The following is a 5595-nucleotide window of genomic DNA, read 5'->3' on the forward strand; positions in this document are numbered from 1 at the left end:
CTTGAACTCACGGCTAAACTTCCTTCGTTGCATCGATGCTCTCCGTTCGATGAAAACACCTTATCTCGGTGTCCATCAAACCGGCAGCACCTCAATCAGGTTCCGCTCGTGGTAGAGCCAAGTGCTGAAGTAGGGTTTCGACCGACGGTTGGACTTTGGCGGGATATTGGCGAACGCGCCCCTCTCGCGGAGTGATGCCCGGATACGATCGGCATCATAAGCCTTGTCTGCCAACACGATTGTTCCGGCACCAACATGGTCTAGCAGATCGTCAGCCGCTTGCCCGTCATGGCTTTGCCCGGCGGTCAGGCTCAACCGGATTGGGAGTCCTTGCCCGTCGACGACCGCATGGATTTTGGTCGTGAGCCCGCCTCGGGAACGACCGAGACAATGATCTCGATCCCCCTTTTTGCCGTCGCGGCCTGCTGGTGAGCGCGAACGGAAGTGCTGACGATCATCTGGATGTAGCCTTCCTGAGCGGCGGTGATGGCGCCCATCATCCGGTCCCAGACACCCGCCTTCCGCCATCGCACGAAGCGGTTGTAGCAGGTGGTTCGCGGGCCATACCGTTCAGGGAGGTCACGCCACGGCGCACCGGATCGCAGCACCCAGAAGATGCCGTTCAACACACGGCGATCATCGACGCGAGGTACGCCTCTGGATTTGTTGGGCAGAAGTGGCTCAATCACGCGCCATTCGAAGTCTGTCAGGTCATAACGGCTCATGCCGATGCAGAATCAAATTCCAGTGCCAATGGGAAGCTTTTAACGAAGGCGGCGGCGATTGCGTGTAGCGATTGCATGCTGCATCGTAGGACCATGAAGCGCGTCTGCAGCCTTACAGTTATAGCATGTGCTGCGGTCGCATCGGCTTGCTCACCGATTGCCCCATCATCCGAGTGTAAGGGCTTGTCGCAATCACGCGCGGTAGCGCTTGCGGTCGAACAGAAGCGAGGAATGCTGGGCCGGTCGGTGCAATCCGAGCGCGATAACTTTGCTGATGACGTTGCCCATGTTGCCCAAGATAGCACAGGCTACGTCGCAAAAGTCGGCTTTAAGGGGAAAGATGGCAGAACCCTCGTCGCGCTCATCGAGGAGGATTGCCACGTCGGGTGGACATATGCTGACCCCACTCGATGATATCAGTCACCGCCGTTTATGAGTTCACGGCCTAAGTAGTGGCGTGAGCTTGCTCTGAAGGATCTTCAGGCGCCTGTCAGGGGCGGTGATCTGACGCGCTTTACCCCCGCCCTTGGCGATGTCAAAACGCGCGTACATCCGCTCACGATACCACCAGATCTTTTTGAGTTCCTTGGGGCTGAGGCCAAGATACGTGAGCAGACTGGTCTCGTCGACAAGTTCCGGAGGGATGGGGAGAGGGAAGTGCTTGCCAAAAATACGATTGATTGATGACACGGGGTCTCCCTTCCAATCACGCCAGTCGCCCAGTAATCCGAGCGTCCGCGTTGTGTCTAGACTTTCGCTCTTAGGCCGCAGTTGCACAGCCCGTATGCGAAGGAAGACCCCGTTGCATTGGGGCCTAACATTTACCTCCACTGCGGTCTAGTGGCTGGAATCGCTCTAGTTGCGGGGGAACGGCGTTTTCTAGTCCGCAGCACAGCAAGCTGTCACACAGCGCCCAACGTCGACGCAGATTGCAAAATTTCTCTGTGGACATCCGGCCCCCGCCAGCCGCGCGCGGTGGGGGCCATCTTGGGGGCCACTCCCTCAGCGGCTGGCCTCAAAACCCAGCAAATCCGCCACGTTTGAGGCCCTTTGCGGAGACGGCTCGGCTTCCCATATTGTTGTTTAGTTTCAACGCCATGGGAGAGTTGTGCGCAGTGTAGTCCCCACATTCGTCCCCTCAAGTGCATTTGGCCGTGGCTGTTCCGGGCTGGACAAAGCCGGGTTTCGCCTCCGCAGGCGTGACGCCTTTGCGCACTGGCGCCCAGCCGGTCTTGGCCCATGCGGTGCGTCAAGCCTGACTTGACAGTCTGTCGGTGTCATGTATAACGTGACACATGGAGATCGAGAGCATCACCCACAAGGCGCTGCGCCGGTTTTTCGAGACCGGCAATGCCAAGGGGCTGATCGGTGATGTGAACCGGCTGCGCAAGATGCTTGCCTTCATTGTCGCGGCTGGGTCGCTGGAAGAACTGAGCGTGCCCCCAAACTATGGGCTGCATCCCCTGACCGGCGACCGGGCAGGCACGTGGTCGATGACCGTGACACGCAACTGGCGGCTGACCTTCGGCATCAACGCGGAAGGCGCCCTGACCGATCTGGATCTGGAGGACTATCATGGCGCTTAAGATGCATACCTCGCTCGCCGTGCATGTCGGCGATTGGCTCAAGACCGAGATCGTCGAGCCCTCGGGCCTGTCGGTGAAGGCGCTGGCCCAGCATTTCGGTGTATCCCGCCAGGCGCTCAGCACGCTGCTCAATGGCCACGCCAACCTGTCGCCCGACATGGCGATCCGTTTCGAGAAGGGCTTTGGCGTCAAGGCTGACACGCTGTTGCGGATGCAGGCCGCCTATGAGCTTGCCCAAGTCCGCGCCCATGAGGATGAGATACAGGTCGAGCGGCTGGTGCTGGCGGCTTGAAGGTGTTCGGCGTCAGGTGAGCAAGTGGGGGGCTCCACATGAAGCAGAAATGGGCAATCACGCGCCTTGCTGCCCTTGCTGGCGCACTATCAACAGCCACGGGTGCTGCTGCTCAGGAGTTGCCACCCCTTGAGCCGATCCTTCTAAACAGCTCAGCTGTGACCTGCATCAAGATCGCCGATGATGGCAGCGTATCGGATGCCTTCATCGTGGTATCGTCTGGCCTGCCTGAACGAGATCGCCACGTCCTTGCTTGGGTGAGGCAACTTCATTGGGATGCGGCTTTGCCCGGCGACCGATTTAGGAATCGCTGGTTTCCGATGCCGGTCGCTTTCGGCAATGCGAAACCGCCCGAAATGCCGGAGCATTGCCCCCCTGATGACAAGCCACGCCAAACATCCTGATTTTAAATGTCAGCCGAAAATGGGCAGGCACTTCATTGGGGCGATCTGTTGCGGAGAGCAAGAAGGCAACGCCCATATCCGCGAGATGATCGAACGGAGGGCCCATTCGGATCAGGAAGAGGCTGATGCTCGCCTTACGCTTGATCAGGAAGTTGCCGTCGTGATCGGGCGGCCCGGCCGAAGGGAGTTCATCGGGCGCAAGGTGAACAGGATTGCCTGAGCGTTTGGCGTTACTGGCCAGGGCCCCTTCTTGTGCCTTCGTTTTCAATTGACGGCTTGCACAAGAGGCTGGGAAGGGACGATACCTCTGTCACACACGCCTTCGCGGAGGTGTTTCCACGAAGACTATTTAAGTCGTTTCGAGGCAACCCAACAATCGACGATATCATTGAGCTGCTCAATTGGTTGCCCGAGGGCGACGCGCGCTGGTCCGACCTCATGTGGTTAGCGCCGCAGCGCGAGGAAGGGCGTTGATGGGCCGGGCCGATTGCGGGCTTTGGCCGCGCTGCTTTCGGGCTTTGGCCATGCCCTCGATGCTCTCCGCAATGCGTGTTGGGGCCGGGCAGGCGCTTGATTGCCAAGGGCCGAAACTGACTTGCGCGATTAGAGCAGTGATTCGTTTTCCGGTTATCGCCTTGCGGGGCGCCGCATTGGCGCTGTTTGCGAAAATGGGCCTTCGATGAAATTTTCCTCAAAGAAAAATCGATTTCCAAAAACGAAAGTAAATCACTTATTTGGCTGTTGTTAAAAGATTTTTAAGTTTACCATGGCGGTTTTCCGTTAACATTTTGCTGCGCCATAGCCCTAAAAGTACTGGTTTATAACTAAGTTTAAATACAGGGCGCAAAACCATTCCCCGGGGCAAAACGGCATGACGGCACTAATGAGGAGAGATGTGTGTTTGGATGTGAATCGAGGGGATGATTCTTATCCTGAACCGGACAATTATCATCAAAGAATTTTCCGGGATGAATTGAAGGTCAGGTATCTGTCGTTTAATGACACCGGTTCCGACGAAAGAAAGTCCTGGTTGAGTCAGGTATTCAACTGCTTTGAAGAGCATTCTTACAGCGAAAATTCGACGAATTTCATTTCGACGGTTTCCTCGCAATACGATGCTATTATCATTGGCGGAAATGATGTTCGTCGGATGGTCAAGGTGTTAAAATCCTTTGCTCCGATTCTGAAAAACAAACTGAAGATCTGTATTCTGACCAACGCCACCCCGGCCAAACGCGCGCGCGCTGTGGCGGCGGGGTTTGATGATGCCATCGATATCGAGCGAACATCCCCGGCCGAAGCGGTCTGGCGGTCGCGGGCCATGTGGCGCCGCTATGCTCAATCGATGGAGCAGCATTTCAGGGATCGGCGCCGGGATGATCAGCTTGTCGAAATTGCGGATGTTTCGCGGCTTCCGCGAAGGCACAAGCAGATTTTATCTGGCCTGATACGAAAAAAAGAGCCGCTATGTTTCCTATCATGAAATAAACAACATGATTGGGAATGGCGTCGATGAAATGAGCGTCAAGCGCATTCAGGTCCTCATATGCCAAATCCGAAAATATCTTAATCGTGATTATAAAATCATCTGCGAAAAGCAATATGGCTACAGGTTGATATCTGGAGACAGGAATATATTCTGAAAGCATCCTGACAAACGTGCTGCGTCCCCCCGCGCATCACGGATGAATATTTCTTCGGCCCCGTGTTTCAGACTTTGCCGCCGCGCATGATGGCTGCAACCTGCCGCCCGATATCGGCAGGGCTCAGGCGTCCGGGGCGATACCAGTCGGTTGTATGGTTCAGCATGGTCAGCAGCGTGTTGCGATAGATCGACAGGTCGATATGCGGCGGCAGGTCAAGCTCGGCGATGATCCGCGCAAAGATCGTCTCAAAAGCATCGCGCCGCTCGATCAGCAGGCGGCGAAGCGGTTCGGGCGCCATACGAAAATCATTCATCAGCGGCGTGGTCAGCGATTGCGGATCGAGCTGGATTTCCAGCATCGTAATGCAGGCGGTTTCGAGCTTTTCCCATGGATCGTCGAGGGTCGCAACGGCCTCTTCGATTCGCGTGCCGGCCTGATCAAGCGCGTTGTTATGCAGCTCGGCAAAGAGCGCATCCTTCGATTTGACATGGTGATAAAGCGAGCCGCCCAATACACCCGCTTCCTCGCCAATATCGCGCATCGAAGTTCCGGCATAACCCTTGGCGGCGAAAAGATGGGCGGCGATTTCAAGGATTTGCGCGCGGCGATTGCTGCCCTGTTCGGTGGGCTGGCGACGTGCGCGCGGCGCTGCTTTTGCCTTGGTCATGAGCGCGCTTCTTGCTCCGACGCGGCCTTGCCGGATTGCTTGATAATGGCATGGCAGGAGGGGGTGGGCAGGGCCAAAATGCGCTTCCTCGTTTGACTGTAACAGATGTTTGGTATAGGCCTTGTTCAACGGCCATGCAAGCGCCTGTGGAATCGGGTGCTGGAAGCTAAGGGTGATGTTGCCATGAAGTGTTTGGTACCGATCAAGCGCGTACTTGATTACAACGTGAAGCCTCGTGTGAAGGCGGACGGTTCGGGCGTTGACTTGTCGAATGT

Annotated in this window: 7 protein-coding genes and 2 pseudogenes; 6 read left to right on the forward strand and 3 right to left on the reverse strand. The window is 56.6% G+C overall.

Translation table 11 applies throughout. The features are described 5' to 3' along the window. Positions 1-90 precede the first annotated feature (90 nt). Both GGR38_RS23785 and GGR38_RS23790 read right to left on the reverse strand, forming a co-directional pair. A pseudogene (locus GGR38_RS23785) lies at positions 91-725 on the reverse strand (IS5 family transposase); the annotation flags it as partial. A gap of 438 nt (positions 726-1163) precedes the next feature. Next, the gene (locus tag GGR38_RS23790) at positions 1164-1415 is read right to left on the reverse strand and encodes a hypothetical protein (RefSeq protein ID WP_183629485.1); all 252 of its coding nucleotides are present in this window, start codon (positions 1413-1415) and stop codon (positions 1164-1166) included. A 605-nt stretch (positions 1416-2020) separates the two neighbouring features. Between GGR38_RS23790 and GGR38_RS23795 the strand changes: the two genes are divergently transcribed. From GGR38_RS23795 to GGR38_RS23815, 5 genes are all read left to right on the forward strand, one after another. Further along, positions 2021-2311: a type II toxin-antitoxin system RelE/ParE family toxin gene (locus GGR38_RS23795; RefSeq protein ID WP_183629486.1), complete on the forward strand. Its 291-nt coding sequence runs from the start codon at positions 2021-2023 to the stop codon at positions 2309-2311. Further along, the gene (locus GGR38_RS23800) at positions 2301-2603 is read left to right on the forward strand and encodes a HigA family addiction module antitoxin (protein ID WP_168605109.1); all 303 of its coding nucleotides are present in this window, start codon (positions 2301-2303) and stop codon (positions 2601-2603) included. Before GGR38_RS23795 ends, GGR38_RS23800 begins: the two co-directional genes overlap by 11 nt. A gap of 38 nt (positions 2604-2641) precedes the next feature. Beyond that, positions 2642-3007 (forward strand): energy transducer TonB family protein, encoded by a 366-nt coding sequence (locus tag GGR38_RS23805; RefSeq protein WP_183629487.1) that lies wholly within the window; start codon positions 2642-2644, stop codon positions 3005-3007. Beyond that, positions 2982-3227 carry a hypothetical protein gene (locus GGR38_RS23810; protein ID WP_183629488.1) on the forward strand — a complete coding sequence of 82 codons (246 nt, stop codon included), beginning with the start codon at positions 2982-2984 and terminating at the stop codon, positions 3225-3227. The genes GGR38_RS23805 and GGR38_RS23810 overlap by 26 nt, the downstream gene beginning before the upstream one ends. A 651-nt stretch (positions 3228-3878) precedes the next feature. After that, positions 3879-4490 (forward strand): hypothetical protein, encoded by a 612-nt coding sequence (locus GGR38_RS23815; protein ID WP_183629489.1) that lies wholly within the window; start codon positions 3879-3881, stop codon positions 4488-4490. A 227-nt stretch (positions 4491-4717) separates the two neighbouring features. On the opposite strand, the gene GGR38_RS23820 is transcribed toward GGR38_RS23815, so the two are convergent. After that, a complete protein-coding gene (locus GGR38_RS23820; RefSeq protein WP_183629490.1) occupies positions 4718-5320 on the reverse strand; it encodes a TetR/AcrR family transcriptional regulator in 603 nt (200 codons plus the stop codon). Between the two features lie 183 nt (positions 5321-5503). Here GGR38_RS23820 and GGR38_RS23825 point away from each other — a divergent pair. Next, positions 5504-5595 (forward strand): annotated as a pseudogene (locus GGR38_RS23825) (electron transfer flavoprotein subunit beta/FixA family protein); the annotation flags it as partial.

Source organism: Novosphingobium sediminicola (assembly GCF_014196525.1).
Classification (GTDB): Bacteria; Pseudomonadota; Alphaproteobacteria; order Sphingomonadales; family Sphingomonadaceae; genus Novosphingobium; species Novosphingobium sediminicola.